Genomic DNA, 14,642 nt, shown 5'->3' on the forward strand with positions numbered 1-14,642 from the left:
TTCTGTCAAACCCCGTCGGTGTTGCGCGTGCTTGACCAGTGGATCAGGCGACGGTTGCGCGCCGTTGCCTGGAAGCAATGGAAGTATGGACCCGCTCGCTTTGCCGAGTTGCGACGCCGCGGCGTCGGCCGGGATCTGGCGGCGCAAACCGCCGGCAGCCCACGTGGCCCTTGGCGGCTCGCGAACAGCCCCGCGCTCACCATTGCTCTGCCAAACGGCTTCTTTGCCTCACTCGGCTTGGCTTCCGTCGCGGCACGGCGACCCGCATAATCCGCTGAACCGCCGGATACGGACCCGTATGTCCGGTGGTGTGGGAGGGGCGGAGCCGCGAGGCTTCCCCCTATCCCGATTGTGGCACGATCTCTCCACTCGTCATTGCGAGCGCAGCGAAGCAATCCAGACTGCCTCTGCGGAGGGATTCTGGATTGCTTCGTCGCTACGCTCCTCGCAATGACGTGGAAGCAGCTCAGGCCTTGAAATACGCGATCTGCGTCGTGGTCGCGAGCAGCCGGCCGTTCGGCGACCACAGCTCGGCGTTCTGGTCGGCGTAGCTCTTGTGCATGACCTTCGAATCCACGGTCGCGAGGACACGCGTGATATCCTCGGCCGCGAGCTCGTCGCTGTCGGTGTGGAAATAGGTCGTCAGCGATACCGTGCCGAACGGCACCAGCTCGCGCCGCGCGTGGAAGATGCGGCCGAAGAAGGCGTCCGACATCGACATCAGCGACAGCATGTCGAGCTGACGCGGCGTGCGGTCGCTGATCCAGATCTTCGAGTAGGTGCTGGCGAGCTCGGCCTGCGGCGGGCCGATGCGCATCTCGCCCTCGACGAAGCGGAATTCATACTGGTTGGCCCAGGATGCCTGGATTTTCGGGAACGGCAGCGTCTGTTCGAACGGCTTGGCGTCCGGGGCCTTCGCCACCCGGTGCTCCCAGGACGGCCGGCGCTCGGCGAACACGGCGGTGGCGAGCGTTGCGACCTCGCCGCCGCCTTGCGACAGTTCGACGCTCCAGTGCTGGCTGGAGCGGTTGGCCTTCACCAGCCGCACGTCGAGATCGAACGGGCCCTTGGCGATCGGCGCGCAGTAATTGACGGTCAGCGCCAGCGGATCGCCGGCGCGTTGCGGATGCTCGATCAGCGCACGCAAAATGGTTGCGGCCGTGGCGCCGCCGAATGGGCCGACAAAGGCCCAGTAATCGTCGCTGGTGTGCCCCTGCCAGCTGCTGTCACCCGCGGTGATGCGCGTGGCGTCGTCGAATGGGTGCGGGAGCTTGGCGTGCATTGTTGGTCCTCGATGCCTCCCCAGCCGTCATTGCGAGCGCAGCGAAGCAATCCAGAGTCTTTCCGCGGAGACAGTCTGGATTGCTTCGCTGCGCTCGCAATGACGGTGTCTGAGGTGACGGCGTCTGCCTTACAGGCACCGTTCCGGGGGATGATGACGATCATATCATCATCCGCTTGCCGAGATGCAATAACCTCGTAGGTAACGCCGATTTCACGCCGCGGAAAATCAGCCCGCGACGTCGCGCAGGTTCGGCAGCAGCGGCGTGGTCGGGTTGACCGGAACGTTCCAGATCTCCTCGGCATATTCGCGGATGGTGCGGTCGGAGGAGAACCACGCCATGCGCGCGACGTTGAGGATGGAGGCGCGCGTCCAGGCCGGCGCCACCTGCCAGCGTGCGTCGACCGCGCGCTGCGCCTCGTAGTAGGAATCGAAATCGGCGCTGACCATGTAATGGTCGAGATAGCGCAGCGCATGCGCGATGGATTCGAAGCGGCCGGGATCGCCGGGCGAGAACTCGCCGGCGGCGATCGCATTGATGGCGCGCTGCAGCTTCGGCGACTTGCGGACCACGTCGGAGGCATCCAGCCCCTGCTTGCGGCGGATCATCACGTCGCCGGCTTCCATGCCGAAGATCGCGATGTTCTCGGCCCCGACATGGTCGCGAATCTCGATATTGGCGCCGTCGAGCGTGCCGATGGTGATGGCGCCGTTCAGCGCCAGCTTCATGTTGCCGGTGCCGGACGCTTCCATGCCGGCGGTGGAGATCTGCTCGGAGAGATCGGCCGCGGGAATGATGACTTCGGCGAGGCTGACATTGTAGTCGGGCAGGAACGCGACCTTCAGCTTGCCGCCGATCGCGGGATCGTTGTTGACGACTTCCGCGACGTCGTTGATCAGCTTGATGATCAGCTTTGCGTAGCGATAGCTCGCCGCCGCCTTGCCGGCGAAGATTTTGACCCGCGGCACCCAATTGCCGTTGGGATCGTCCTTGATCGACTGGTACAGCGCGACCGTCTCAATGACGTTGAGCAGCTGGCGCTTGTACTCGTGGATGCGCTTGATCTGCACGTCGAACAGTGCGCCGGGGTCGACCTTGATGCCGAGCCGCTCGCCGATCAGGCGCGCCAGCGCCGCCTTGTTGGCGTGCTTGACGGCGCGGAATTTCTTCTGGAATTCGACGTCGCTGGCGCGGGCCTCGATCAGGGAGAGCTGGGTCGGATCGTCGAGAACGGCGTCGCCGCAGGTCTCGCGCAACAGGTCGGTCAGCTTCGGGTTCGCCAGCATCAGCCAGCGGCGGAAGGTGATGCCGTTGGTCTTGTTGGTGATGCGGCCGGGATAGAGATGGTTGAGGTCGTGGAACACGGTCTCGCGCATCAGGTCCGAATGCATCGCCGAGACGCCGTTGATGCGATGCGAGCCGACGAAGGCGAGCTGGCCCATGCGGACGCGGCGGCCGCTCTTCTCGTCGATCAGCGAGACCGAGGCGCGGAAGTCGATGTCGCCGGGCGCGCGCGCTTCGGCGAGCGCCAGATGCTGCACGTTGATGCGGTAGATGATCTCGAGATGCCGCGGCAACAGCCGCTCGAACAGCTCGACCGGCCAGGTCTCGAGCGCCTCGGGCAGCAGCGTGTGGTTGGTGTAGGAGAGGGTGGCGACCGTGATCTTCCAGGCCTCGTCCCAGCGGAAATTGTGCAGGTCGACGAGGATCCGCATCAGCTCGGTGACGGCAAGGCTCGGATGGGTGTCGTTGAGCTGCACCGCGACCTTGTTCGACAGGCTGCGCAGCTGGCCGTCGGACGACAGGTGCCGCTTGACCAGATCCTGGAGCGAGGCCGAGACGAAGAAATATTCCTGGCGCAGCCGCAGCTCGCGGCCCGCCGGGCTCTCGTCGTTCGGATAGAGGAATTTGCAGATCGCCTCCGCGCGCGCCTGCTCGGCGCTGGCACTGACGTAATCGCCCCGGTTGAAGGCATCGAGCTTCAGCGGATCGGGCGAGCGCGCCGACCACAGCCGCAGCGCGTTGACGTGCTGTCCGCGCCAGCCGACGATCGGCGTGTCATAGGCGATCGCCTGCACGGTCTCGCTCGCGTGCCAGATCGCGCGGTCGCGGCCCTTGTCGTCGACATGCTCGACGCCGCCGCCGAAATTGATGTCGTAAATCACCTCGGGCCGCTGCAATTCCCAGGGATTGCCGAAGCTCAGCCATTCGTCGGGATATTCCTGCTGCCAGCCCTGATTGATGATCTGGCGGAACAGGCCGTAATCGTAGCGGATGCCGTAGCCGATCGCGGGGATCGACAGCGTCGCCATGCTCTCCATGAAGCAGGCGGCGAGCCGCCCGAGACCGCCATTGCCGAGCGCCGCATCCGGCTCGCATTTGCGCAGCTCGGGCAGCGAGACGCCGAGATCGCCGAGTGCGACCTCGAAGATCTTCAGGAGGCCCATATTGTTCAGCGCGTCGGTGAACAGACGACCGATCAGGAATTCGAGCGAAAGGTAATAGACCCGCTTGCGCCCGGCGTCGTAGCTGCGCTTCTCCGCGCTGAGCCAGCGATGCACGATGCGGTCGCGCAGCGCGAGCGCGGCGGCCTGGTACCAGTCGTGCTTCGTCGCCATGCCTGCGTCCTTGCCGATGGCAAGGCGCAGCTTCGCCAGGATCGCGCCCTTGATCTCAGACAGCGCGAGCTCGTCGATGGGCTGGCCGGGAGCGGGAAAATTTGGCTGGAACGATTGATCTTGCAAGGCCGTCACTTCCTGGTCGAAACAACACCACTAAACCTACGCGTCTTGTAACCCTAAGCGTCCTGCCCCTGCACCGGAACCATCGCTGGCGCGGCCGTGCACTGCGCTGGCGTAAATTTATGCAAGGAATGGGCCGTTTGGGAACCCGGACGAGCACGGAAAGACGCGGATTTCCTGCTAGAATGGCGGCCAATTCAGCCAGCAGTGTGGAGGAGACGCCATGCGACTGTTGATCGAAATCGCTGCCGCCACGTTCCTCGTCGTCTGCATCACCGCCTCCAGCGCGGCATTCGCCGCCGGCAAGACCGGCCGCAGCGCCGACGGCCTCAGTTGCGGCTTTGCCGTCCCGCAAAACGCCTCACCCGCCACCCGTTGCGCCGCCATCAAGCGCCAATGCGGCGGCAAGTTCTACGCGAGCGCGTGCGGGGACAGGTTGGTGTCGGCGGCGAATTGAGGGGGCGATGCAATAAGGTTGGTGTCGTCCCGGCGAAGGTTCTCGCCATGTCGTCGTCCTGGCGAAAGCCAGGACCCATTACCCCGACTGTCAGATGAGGCCCGACCGGTCATTCCAGTCCGGGTTCTCTTGCTCGATCAGTTTGATCTTTCAGTCGCGTTTCCAGAACTTCAGCTGCTTCTCACGCGCGATGGCTCCCTGAGGTGTCGCGAACGCTTCGATGTGAACGAGGCGGAAGATCTTGTACTTCTGCACGAACTTGGAGCCGCGGCCTCTTCGGTGCTGCTCGAGCCGCATGCGAATGTTATTGGTGATGCCGATATAGATCGTGCCGTGATGGCGGCTCGCCAGAATGTAGACGTAGTAGCTGCCTGTGCTCATGGCTCGAGCCCGCAAAAGCAAAGCTGACCGGGGTAATGGGTCCTGGCTTTCGCCAGGACGACGATCTCAACAATCGATCTTTCAACATCAGAACAAATTAAGAACACTTTAGCAAGTCTTTGATATATCATTGTGATTCGGCGCGTTGCCGACCACAATATCTAGCGTTTGCCCGACTTTGCGAGGACTACATGTCCACCATTGCCTTCGATCAGTTTGCCCTCACCCGGATCGCCGATTTCGCGCGTTCGCTGTCGCGGCTGCATCAGGCGGCGCGGCGGCAGAGAATCGATGACGACCAGTTCGATCGCGAGTTCAACGCGGTGTGCCAGTCGATCTGGGGCTACACCATCGACGACATCAGCGACGATCTGTTCTCGGTCGAGGATCATCTGTTTCTCGACACGCTGGACGAAGCGCATGCGCGCATCTTCGCGGCCGAGCAGGGTTATGACCTCATCGGCGAGGCGGGCATGCTCACCGACTGGTGGGGATTCTGCTGGATGATCCTGGCTGAGAAGCGCGGTTTGCTCACGGCCGAGAACCGCGCAGCCGCGCGCGCGGCGATCGAGGAGAAATATCTGGCGGCGCCGAACGTGATCGGGGTGATCATCGGGAGGTGACGCGACGACCTCCGTCATTGCGAGCGTAGCGAAGCAATCCAGAATCTTTCCGCGGAGGGACTCTGGATTGCTTCGTCGCAAGGGCTCCTCGCAATGACGGCTTGGAGAGCGCTGGGACTACTCCAGCCCCGCCCGCTTCGCCGGCTTCTGCGTCTTCGGCACCGTCACGTCAGGCAGCGTCTCGCGCACGATCTCGGCAGGGGCCGGCGCATCGGCCGACACCGTCTCCGCGCGCACCGGCGCCACCTTCATCTCGCCGAGACGGGCGCGGACCTGCGCGGTGAGGCCGGGATAGGAAGCGACCGGGGTGAAGTCGGCAGCCTGGTCGTTGCCGACGCGGATGCCGGTATAAGCAACGAGGCCGTCGCTGGTCGCGATGACGTCGCCGGCTTTCAGCGAGGAGTCGAGCGCGAGATCGACCGGGGCAAGGCCGGCCGGCTCGCGGCCGTTGCAGGTGCAATCCGACCGCAGCGCCTTGCGATAGGCGAACGCATTCTCACTGTCGGCGTAGCGCTCGCCGGTCTGGGAATAGGCGCCGTCGATAGAGGAGCCGAAATAGACCTTGGTCGCGCTGGCGGGACAGAACGCCTGACACATCTGTGCGGGCGAGGCGAGGCCACGCATCAGCGGAAAATATTTGCCGTCACAGCTGCGCACGCAGAAGGCAGGTCCCGAGCCGCCGGCCGCGGCCGAGCGTGTCGGCGGCACATATTGCGAGGTTGCGGCATTCTGCTGGCCGGTGAAGGGATCGGTGTAGGTGTTCGCCTGCTGCGGCACCTCACGCTGCGGTCGCTGCTGCTGCATTCCGCCGAAGAGGAAGTCGAACAGGCCCTCGGCCGAAACCGGGGCGGGAGCCGCGAGCGTCGGAGCTGCAAGCATGGCGGCCACAAGCATCGCGCGACGCCGCCGGCGCGCATGGGACATGACTGTACGCAATGCCTACTCCACCCGACGCTACTGAACCGGGCCGAGACCGAGAGGTCTCAGCACATGATTCACCATAAGGCGCGATGGTAAATGAGCAGTTGAGCGGAGGCGGTTTCAAGACGAGGCGGTGGCCTCTTTAAGGCCGGGCGCAGCTTTGGACGGATGGTTGCTTCCGGGGCACACATGACGGCGAAAGATGTTTCGCCGCGTCAAGCCTTCAAGAATTCCGACGCCTTGTACAGCGAGCGGAACGGCAGGCCGGCAGCGCCGAATGTGTCGGTGGCGCCTTCCTCGCGGTCGACCATGGTCAGCACCAGCACCACTTCGGCGCCGGTCTCGCGCACGGATTCCACCGCCTTCATCGCCGAGCCGCCTGTCGTGGTGACGTCCTCGACGATCACGACGCGCTTGCCGGCCAGCGTCTCGCCCTTGGGCAGGCCCTCGATCGCGAGCTTGGCGCCGTGCTCCTTCGGCTTCTTGCGCACGAAGAATGCCGCGATCGGATGGCCCTTGATCCAGGAGATCTGCGCCAGCGCGCCGGCGAGCGGCACCGCACCCATCTCGAGCCCGCCGATGAAATCGAGCTGGTCGTCCTTCAGTGCCTCATAGGTCAGCTCGGCCAGCAACGTCGCGCCCTCGGGGTCGAGCATGGTCGGCTTGAGGTTGAAGTAGAAATCGCTCTTGCGGCCCGACGCGAGCGTCACCTCGCCACGGCCGAATGAGCGCCGGCGGATGATCTCGAACAGGCGGGCGCGGGAAGCGGATTTCGACACGGCGGTCCCTCGAACAGCGTTTTTGGAGGAGGCGGAATTTATCCGCGACGGCCGCGACATTCCAGTGGGGGGAGGGCCCGCAAGACCACCGTCAACAGGGCATCGCCCGCGGCGATCGGACAGCCACCATGCCCAGACCGCTGGTTGAAAGACCGAGATGTCCTGGGCTAGTGGGATGCCAGCAATGCGGGAAGGAACAGCCAAATGACCATCGAGCTCCACACCTGGAATACGCCGAACGGCCGGAAAATCTCGGTCGCGCTGGAGGAGATGGGGCTGCCCTACAGGGTGATCCCGGTGAACATCAGCAAGGGCGAGCAGATGGCGCCGGAGTTCCTCAAGCTCTCGCCCAACAACAAGATTCCCGCCATCGTCGACCCCGAGGGGCCCGACGGCAAGCCCGTCGGCATCTTCGAGTCAGGCGCGATCCTGCTCTATCTCGGTGAAAAGACCGGCAAATTCCTGCCGAAATCGCTCAGCCAGCGCATCCCGGTCTATGAATGGCTGATGTGGCAGATGGGCGGCTTCGGCCCGATGCCCGGCCAGGTGCATCATTTCATCGCGCTCGAGAACGAGCAGGACCGTGCCTATGGCCTCAAGCGCTACATGGCTGAGACCCGCCGGCTCTACGGCGTGCTCGACCGCCGGCTTGAGGGGCGCGACTTCGTCGCCGGCGACCTCTCGGTTGCCGATTTTGCCATTTTGGGCTGGGCTTGGCGCCACCCTCGCCACAAGGTTGAGCTGGCCGACTTCCCCAACGTCAAGCGCTGGTACGAGGCCCTGATGGCCCGCCCGGGAGTGAAGCGGGGGATGGACGCGAAGCTGGATTAGCCTGCCAGCGCCTCGTGCCCCGGATGCAGCGCATCGCGCGAGCGGTGCGCTGCAGAGCCGGGGCCCATGCCTCTGCGATTTCTATCCTTAGCCTTCTGGGTCCCGGCTCTGCGCAGCAGCGCAAGAGCGCTGCAGCGCGTCCGGGACACGATGCGGCTTGCGACGTCGGCTACACCTTCTTCGCTTCCACCGCCATCCTGACCGCGAGCCCGGCGAGCACCGTGCCCATCAGCCAGCGCTGCACCAGCATCCAGCTCGGCCGGCTCGAAAGGAACAGCGCGATCGATCCGGCGGCGAGCGCGATCATCGCATTGACGCTGACGCTGATCGCGATCTGGATCGCGCCCAGCACCACCGACTGCGTCAGCACGCTGCCGGCGGTGGGATCGATGAACTGCGGCAGCAGCGCCAGATACAGCATCGCGATCTTGGGATTGAGCAGGTTGGTGACGAAGCCCATCGCGAACAATTTGCGCGGGCTGTCGATGGCGAGCTTCTTCACCTGGAACGGCGAGCGGCCGCCCGGCTTCACCGCCTGCCAGGCGAGCCAGAGCAGATAGCCGGCGCCGGCAAAGCGCAGCGCGTCATAGGCGAAGGGAATGGCGAGCAGCAGCGCCGTGATGCCGAACGCCGCGCACAGCATGTAGAACACGAAGCCCAGTGCCACGCCGCCGAGCGAGACGATGCCGGCCGCCGGCCCCTGCGTGATCGAGCGCGAGATCAGATAGATCATGTTCGGCCCGGGCGTGAGCACGAGACCGAGGCAGACGAGGGCGAAGCCGAGCAAAGCGGAGGTGTGGGGCATGGGCGAACCGGTGCGGGAGATGCAAAGGTTCTAGTATGCGAGGAGCGGCGGAGCCATCACGCAATTGCTCGGAGGACAATTAGGCGCTCGTGCTCACCCCACGGTCGTCCCGGCGAAGGCCGGGACCCATAACCACGAAATCGAGTTGGGCGAAGATTGCCAACTGCCATCTCGTGTCACAACTTCTCCCTGGGGGTATGGGTCCCGGCCTTCGCCGGGACGACACCGAGCGAGACTAATGCGCCTCGTCCCAATTGTTCGCGGCGCGGGCGTCGACATGCAGCGGCACTGACAGCAGCACGGCGGGGAATGGCGCGTCCTGCATCACCTTCTGCACGACGGGGAGCGTCGCTTCGACCTCTGCCTCCGGCACCTCGAAGATCAATTCGTCATGCACCTGGAGCAGCATCTGCGCCGAGAGCTTCTTCTCGGCGAGCGCATCCTCCACCCGCGTCATGGCGCGGCGGATGATGTCCGCGGCGGTGCCCTGGAGACGGGCGTTGATCGCGGCGCGCTCATTGAAGGCGCGCACCGAGGCATTCGAGGCCTTGATGTCGGGGTAGTGGCACTTGCGGCCGAACAGCGTGGTGACATAGCCGTGGCTCCGGCAGAAATCGCGCGTCTCGTCCATGTAGGCACGGATGCCGGGGAAGCGCTCGAAGTATTTCTTGATATAGGCGGAAGCTTCTTCGCGCGCGATGCCGAGCTGGTTGGCGAGGCCGAACGCCGAGATGCCGTAGATGATGCCGAAATTGATCGCCTTGGCGCGGCGGCGGATCTCGCTCGGCATGCCCTTGATCGGCACACCGAACATCTCGGAGGCCGTCATGGCGTGAATGTCGAGCCCGTCGCGAAACGCCTGCTTCAGCACGGGAATGTCGGCGATCTCGGCGAGCAGCCTGAGCTCGATCTGCGAATAGTCGGCGGACACCAGCTTGTGTCCTGACGTCGCGATGAAGGCGCGGCGGATTTTTCGGCCGTCCTCGGTGCGCACCGGAATGTTCTGCAGGTTGGGCTCGTTCGACGAGAGCCGGCCCGTCGTGGTCGCCGCCAGCGCGTAGGTCGTGTGCACGCGATGCGTCTGCGGATTGACATAGGTCGGCAGCGCGTCGGTATAGGTCGATTTCAGTTTTGAAACCTGCCGCCACTCCAAAATCTTCCGCGGAAAATCGTGGCCCTGCTCGGCGAGGTCGTCGAGCACCTGCGCGGTGGTCGACCACGCGCCGGTCTTGGTCTTGGTGCCGCCGGGCAATCCCATCTTGCCGAACAGGATGTCGCCGATCTGCTTGGGACTGCCGACATTGACGGGCTCGCCCGCGATCTCCTGGATCTCGGCTTCGACCCGCGCTGCGGTCTGGGCGAAGTCGCCGGAAAGCCGCGACAGCACCTGGCGGTCGATCGAGATACCGCGTCGCTCCATGCGCGCGAGCACGGAGACCAGCGGCCGCTCCAGCGTCTCGTAGACCGTGGTCATGTGCTCGGCGATGAGCCGCGGCTTCAGCACGCGCCAGACCCGTAGCGCGATGTCGGCGCCTTCCGCCGACAGCGGCGCGGCCTTGTCGATCGGCACCTGGTCGAAGGTGATCTTGCCCTTGCCGCTGCCGAGCAGCTCGCCCTCCTTGAGCATGGCGTGGCCGAACCAGCGCTCGGACAGCTGCTCCAGCGCATGCGAGCCGCGTCCGGCGTCGAGCACGTAGGAGATCAGGAGCGCATCGTCGATGTTGCGCAGGGTGATGCCGTGCTGCGCCAGCATCACCGCGGTGAATTTGACGTCGAAGCCGATCTTGAGAATGCCTGCCGATTCCAGTACCGGCCGCAGCGCTTCGATCGCATCGGCATGCTTGACCTGGTCGGGCGCAAGGCCCGCGTCGAACAGGCCGCCGCCACCGCCGGATTGCTTGTGCGCCAGCGGCACATAGCAGGCCTCGTTCGGCGCCAGCGCCAGCGCGATGCCGCAGAGATCGGCCTGCATCGGATCGATCGAGTTTGCCTTGATCTCGATCGCGACATGACCGGTGTCATGGATGCGCGCGATGAAGGCGTCGAGCTCCTTCAGCGACTTGATTGCCTGATATTTGGCCCGGTCGACCGGCAGCTTACGGAGCGCCTCCTCGCGCGCTGCGGCGAGCGAGATCGGCCCGCCCTTGGGGCTCGCGGCCTTGTCCTCTTTGCCCGCGGATTTGTTGGGCTCGTTCGGCCGGGCCTGCGGCGCCGCGCCAGACCCCGGCGCGGGCACGACGTCCGAGGGCGGCAGTGGCGAGAAGACGCTGGCGCCACTCGCATAGCCGGGGTCGGCGTCCACGTTGGAGGGGTCGATCTGCGAATACTCGGCGACGCGACGCGTCAGCGTGGTGAACTCCATCGCCTTCAGGAACGCGATCAGCTTGCGCGCATCCGGCTCGTGGACCGCGAGGTCGTCGAGCGGTACCTCCAGATCGACCTTGTCGTCGAGCAGCACGAGCTGCCGCGAGATGCGCGCCTTCTCGGCGTTCTCGAGCAGTGCCTCGCGCCGCTTCGGTTGCTTGATCTCGGTGGCACGGAACAGGAGCTGTTCGAGGTCGCCATATTCGGTGATCAGCTGCGCCGCGGTCTTGATGCCGATGCCGGGGACGCCGGGCACGTTGTCGGTGGAATCGCCGGCGAGCGCCTGCACTTCGACCACCTTCTCCGGCGGCACGCCGAACTTCTCGATCACTTCGGGGGTGCCGATGCGGCGATCCTTCATGGTGTCGTACATCATGATCTTGTCGTTCACGAGCTGCATCAAATCCTTGTCGGAGGATACGATGGTCGTGGTGGCGCCGCGCGCGGACGCCTGTCGCGCGTAGGTCGCAATGAGATCGTCGGCTTCGAAGCCCACCTGTTCCAGGCAGGGCAGGTCGAAGGCACGCACGGCTTCGCGGATCAGCGCGAATTGCGGGATCAGATCATCGGGTGCCGGCGGCCGGTGTGCCTTGTAGTCGGGATAGAGCTTGTTGCGGAAGGTGATCTCCGACTTGTCGAAGATGATCGCCAGATGCGTCGGCCGGTCGGCCTCGGGCATGTCGCGCAGCAGCTTCCACAGCATGTTGCAGAAGCCGAGCACGGCATTGACTTGCAGGCCGTCGGACTTGCGGTTCAGCGGCGGCAGCGCGTGATAGGCGCGGAAGATGTAGGAGGAACCGTCGACCAGGAACACATGATCGCCCTTGCCGGCCGCCTTCGCCGCAACCGGTTTGGCAGCAGCTGTCGCAGCCGCGGGCTTGGTGTCGGCGGCAGCCTTTGGCGCGGCCTTGGTGTCAGCTTTGGCGGTGGTCTTCGGGGATGTTTTGGGCATGGCCGCAATGTATGAATTTTTGCGGGCTTTGACAGCCTTGGGAGGGGGATTTTTGGCCGGATTCCCACACCTCTCGTCGTCCCGGACGAGCGCAGCGAATCGGAGCGAAGATCCGGGACCCATAGCCACAGGATGTGGTTTTGCGAAGACTCGTGGTTGCCATCTCCCGCCATAACCGCTTCCTGGGGTTATGGGTCCCGGCTTTCGCCGGGACGACACCGAGAGTGCAGCTACTCCGCCGCCTGCAACACCGGCCCGGCCTTCTTCGGCGCGATCCAGAATGCATCCGGTCGCTCGAACAGGAAGTGTGCGTTGAGCCGCAAGGCAACCTGCCAGATCACAAGCGATCCGATCACGCCGGCGATGGTGACGACCAGCGACACCGTGCCGATATCGGGAATGATGCCGGTGCGGAGCAGCAGCGTGCGCGTCGCCGCCATCGGCAGGAAGAAGGCGAGATAGATCACGATCGAATGCTCGCCGCAGAAGCGGAAGAAATTCAGCCAGTGTGCGCGCGCGAGCAGCGTGCCGGTCGTGATGATGGCGCAGGCGCCGGCGAAGCCGAGCACGAGCGACACGATCTTCCATTCGCTGACACCAATCGCGACGAGGCCGGCATTGACCAGCGCCCAGGCCGCGAGCGCTGCGAGCGCCCATGCAGGATGGCTGCGCGCGCGATCCGACAGCGCGAACACGTAAGGGGCGAACAGATAGCCCGAATAGAAATAGACGAAGCGCGCGCAGAACTCGTCGATCGCGGTCCAGCCGGTCGTGATGCGCGCCGTCTCCAGCGCTGCGGCAATGAGCCAGATCGCGAGCGGCGGAAGTTTGCGTGTCAATTTTGTGACGACGAAGAAGACCGGCAACAGATAGATGAACCAGAGCGTGCCGAACGGCTCGATGAAGGATTCGAGGTACAGGAGGCCGACCTCGCGCCAGCTCGTCTCCGCGGCAAACGCGGGCGCCTTGAAGCCGAACTGGATTGTCACCCAGACGACATAAAAATAGGCGAAATGCATCACCTTGCGGTCGAGATAGGTTCGCCAGTCGCGGTCGATCACGAGCGGCAGGAACAGGCCAGAAATCAGGAAGAAATCCGGCATCCGGAACGGCTTTGCGAAGGCCACGACGACATGCATGAACCCGGTCTCGCCGGCGGCGAGCTCGACCCCCAGCACCGAATGCATCATCACGACCATGACGATGCAGATGCCCTTGGCATAGTCGACCCAGTCTACACGCGCGGCAGCAGGGGCCTTGGACGGCCCGTGTGCTACGATTGTGCCTGATGAAGCCATGGTGTCCCTTTTCGAGCCGTATTCCGCCCGGCCCTGTATGGGCGTGGGGCAGTTTGAAGCCCCGCGGTTTCAGACTTCTTTACCGGTTCAAGTCGCGTGCCGGTTTTTGCGTCGCTGACCGTTCCCTTCCACCGGGAAAATGCTAAACCGCTCCGCATTGGGGTTTCGTTAACCAAGCCAAAACAGGGTTTTCCATGCGAATCGCGATGATCGGAACGGGCTATGTGGGACTGGTGTCCGGAGCCTGCTTTGCGGATTTCGGTCACGACGTCACCTGCGTCGACAAGGACGAGAAGAAGATTGCGGCCCTGCACCGCGGCGAGATCCCGATCTACGAGCCCGGCCTCGACGAACTCGTCGCAACCAACGTCAAGGCCAAGCGGCTCGACTTCACCACTGACCTGTCCAAGCCGGTCGCCGATGCGGACGCCGTGTTCATCGCGGTCGGCACGCCGTCGCGCCGCGGCGACGGTCACGCCGACCTGTCCTACGTCTACGCCGCCGCGAAAGAGATCGCGCAGTCGCTTCAAGGCTTCACCGTGGTCGTGACCAAGTCGACCGTGCCTGTCGGCACCGGCGACGAGGTCGAGCGCATCATCCGCGAGACCAATCCAAAGGCGGACGTCGTCGTCGCCTCCAACCCCGAATTCCTGCGCGAGGGCGCGGCGATCCGCGACTTCAAATTCCCCGATCGCGTCGTCGTCGGCACCTCGGACGAGCGCGGCCGCAAGGTGATGGGCGACATCTATCGCCCGCTGTCGCTGAACCAGGCGCCGCTGATGTTCACCGCGCGCCGCACCGCCGAGATGATCAAATACGCCGCCAACGCCTTCCTCGCGACCAAGATCACCTTCATCAACGAGATCGCGGACCTCTCGGAGAAGGTCGGCGCCAACGTGCAGGAGGTCGCGCGCGGCATTGGCCTCGACAACCGCATCGGCACCAAGTTCCTGCATGCCGGCCCCGGCTTCGGCGGCTCGTGCTTCCCGAAGGACACCAAGGCGCTGATCAAGATCGCGCAGGACTATGACGTATCCTTGCGCATCGTCGAGTCCGTGCTGGCGGTCAACGAGAACCGCAAGCGCGCGATGGCGCGGAAAGTAAGCCAGGCGCTCGGCGGCTCCTTGCGCGGCAAGACCATCGCCGTGCTCGGCCTCACCTTCAAGCCCGACACCGACGACATGCGCGATGCGCCGTCGATCCCGCT

General features: G+C 64.4%; 13 protein-coding genes. 5 read left to right on the plus strand and 8 right to left on the minus strand.

Annotated features, from left to right (window positions below):
* The coding region (locus tag IQ16_RS43595; protein WP_283812201.1) for a group II intron maturase-specific domain-containing protein at positions 1-270 on the plus strand (270 nt) is incomplete at its 5' end.
* A 196-nt stretch (positions 271-466) separates the two neighbouring features.
* Here the strand turns inward: IQ16_RS43595 and IQ16_RS43600 are convergent.
* Both IQ16_RS43600 and IQ16_RS43605 read right to left on the minus strand, forming a co-directional pair.
* Positions 467-1,282 (minus strand): acyl-CoA thioesterase, encoded by an 816-nt coding sequence (locus IQ16_RS43600; RefSeq protein WP_018647901.1) that lies wholly within the window; start codon positions 1,280-1,282, stop codon positions 467-469.
* Positions 1,283-1,510: 228 nt separating this feature from the next.
* A complete protein-coding gene (locus IQ16_RS43605; RefSeq protein WP_026312803.1) occupies positions 1,511-4,027 on the minus strand; it encodes a glycogen/starch/alpha-glucan phosphorylase in 2,517 nt (838 codons plus the stop codon).
* A gap of 220 nt (positions 4,028-4,247) precedes the next feature.
* Here IQ16_RS43605 and IQ16_RS43610 point away from each other — a divergent pair, with 220 nt between their 5' ends.
* Complete coding sequence (locus tag IQ16_RS43610) at positions 4,248-4,481, plus strand: hypothetical protein (protein WP_018647903.1); 234 nt, start codon at positions 4,248-4,250, stop codon at positions 4,479-4,481.
* A gap of 150 nt (positions 4,482-4,631) precedes the next feature.
* On the opposite strand, the gene IQ16_RS43615 is transcribed toward IQ16_RS43610, so the two are convergent.
* Complete coding sequence (locus IQ16_RS43615; protein ID WP_051123064.1) at positions 4,632-4,862, minus strand: GIY-YIG nuclease family protein; 231 nt, start codon at positions 4,860-4,862, stop codon at positions 4,632-4,634.
* A gap of 191 nt (positions 4,863-5,053) precedes the next feature.
* Between IQ16_RS43615 and IQ16_RS43620 the strand changes: the two genes are divergently transcribed.
* Entirely contained in the window at positions 5,054-5,485 is a 432-nt protein-coding gene (locus IQ16_RS43620; protein WP_018647904.1) for a hypothetical protein, read from the plus strand.
* 117 nt (positions 5,486-5,602) lie between these two features.
* Here IQ16_RS43620 and IQ16_RS43625 read toward each other — a convergent pair whose 3' ends face one another.
* A complete protein-coding gene (locus IQ16_RS43625; protein WP_080648174.1) occupies positions 5,603-6,379 on the minus strand; it encodes a DUF2865 domain-containing protein in 777 nt (258 codons plus the stop codon).
* A 242-nt stretch (positions 6,380-6,621) separates the two neighbouring features.
* Positions 6,622-7,185, minus strand: a complete 564-nt coding sequence (pyrE, locus tag IQ16_RS43630) for an orotate phosphoribosyltransferase (RefSeq protein WP_018647906.1) — start codon at positions 7,183-7,185, stop codon at positions 6,622-6,624.
* A gap of 204 nt (positions 7,186-7,389) precedes the next feature.
* Here pyrE and IQ16_RS43635 point away from each other — a divergent pair, with 204 nt between their 5' ends.
* Positions 7,390-8,016 carry a glutathione S-transferase family protein gene (locus tag IQ16_RS43635; protein ID WP_018647907.1) on the plus strand — a complete coding sequence of 209 codons (627 nt, stop codon included), beginning with the start codon at positions 7,390-7,392 and terminating at the stop codon, positions 8,014-8,016.
* A 169-nt stretch (positions 8,017-8,185) separates the two neighbouring features.
* On the opposite strand, the gene IQ16_RS43640 is transcribed toward IQ16_RS43635, so the two are convergent.
* From IQ16_RS43640 to IQ16_RS43650, 3 genes are all read right to left on the minus strand, one after another.
* Positions 8,186-8,821, minus strand: a complete 636-nt coding sequence (locus tag IQ16_RS43640) for a LysE family translocator (protein WP_018647908.1) — start codon at positions 8,819-8,821, stop codon at positions 8,186-8,188.
* Positions 8,822-9,056: 235 nt separating this feature from the next.
* Positions 9,057-12,137, minus strand: coding sequence for a DNA polymerase I (polA, locus tag IQ16_RS43645; RefSeq protein WP_018647909.1), 3,081 nt, complete (start codon positions 12,135-12,137; stop codon positions 9,057-9,059).
* Between the two features lie 230 nt (positions 12,138-12,367).
* A complete protein-coding gene (locus IQ16_RS43650) occupies positions 12,368-13,435 on the minus strand; it encodes an acyltransferase family protein (RefSeq protein WP_018647910.1) in 1,068 nt (355 codons plus the stop codon).
* 194 nt (positions 13,436-13,629) lie between these two features.
* Between IQ16_RS43650 and IQ16_RS43655 the strand changes: the two genes are divergently transcribed.
* On the plus strand, positions 13,630-14,642 hold a 1,013-nt coding region (locus IQ16_RS43655; RefSeq protein ID WP_018647911.1), incomplete at its 3' end, for a UDP-glucose dehydrogenase family protein.

Origin of the sequence: Bradyrhizobium huanghuaihaiense, assembly GCF_007830635.1 — a bacterium.
In the GTDB taxonomy this organism is placed as follows: domain Bacteria; phylum Pseudomonadota; class Alphaproteobacteria; order Rhizobiales; family Xanthobacteraceae; genus Bradyrhizobium; species Bradyrhizobium huanghuaihaiense.

Excerpts from the sequence above, each read along its gene's own strand:
- IQ16_RS43600 (WP_018647901.1), bottom strand. The coding sequence starts at position 1,282 with ATGCACGCCAAGCTCCCGCACCCATTCGACGACGCCACGCGCATCACC.
- IQ16_RS43610 (WP_018647903.1), top strand. The coding sequence starts at position 4,248 with ATGCGACTGTTGATCGAAATCGCTGCCGCCACGTTCCTCGTCGTCTGC.
- IQ16_RS43615 (WP_051123064.1), bottom strand. The coding sequence starts at position 4,862 with ATGAGCACAGGCAGCTACTACGTCTACATTCTGGCGAGCCGCCATCAC.
- IQ16_RS43620 (WP_018647904.1), top strand. The coding sequence starts at position 5,054 with ATGTCCACCATTGCCTTCGATCAGTTTGCCCTCACCCGGATCGCCGAT.
- IQ16_RS43625 (WP_080648174.1), bottom strand. The coding sequence starts at position 6,379 with ATGCTTGTGGCCGCCATGCTTGCAGCTCCGACGCTCGCGGCTCCCGCC.
- IQ16_RS43635 (WP_018647907.1), top strand. The coding sequence starts at position 7,390 with ATGACCATCGAGCTCCACACCTGGAATACGCCGAACGGCCGGAAAATC.
- IQ16_RS43640 (WP_018647908.1), bottom strand. The coding sequence starts at position 8,821 with ATGCCCCACACCTCCGCTTTGCTCGGCTTCGCCCTCGTCTGCCTCGGT.
- polA (WP_018647909.1), bottom strand. The coding sequence starts at position 12,137 with ATGCCCAAAACATCCCCGAAGACCACCGCCAAAGCTGACACCAAGGCC.
- IQ16_RS43650 (WP_018647910.1), bottom strand. The coding sequence starts at position 13,435 with ATGGCTTCATCAGGCACAATCGTAGCACACGGGCCGTCCAAGGCCCCT.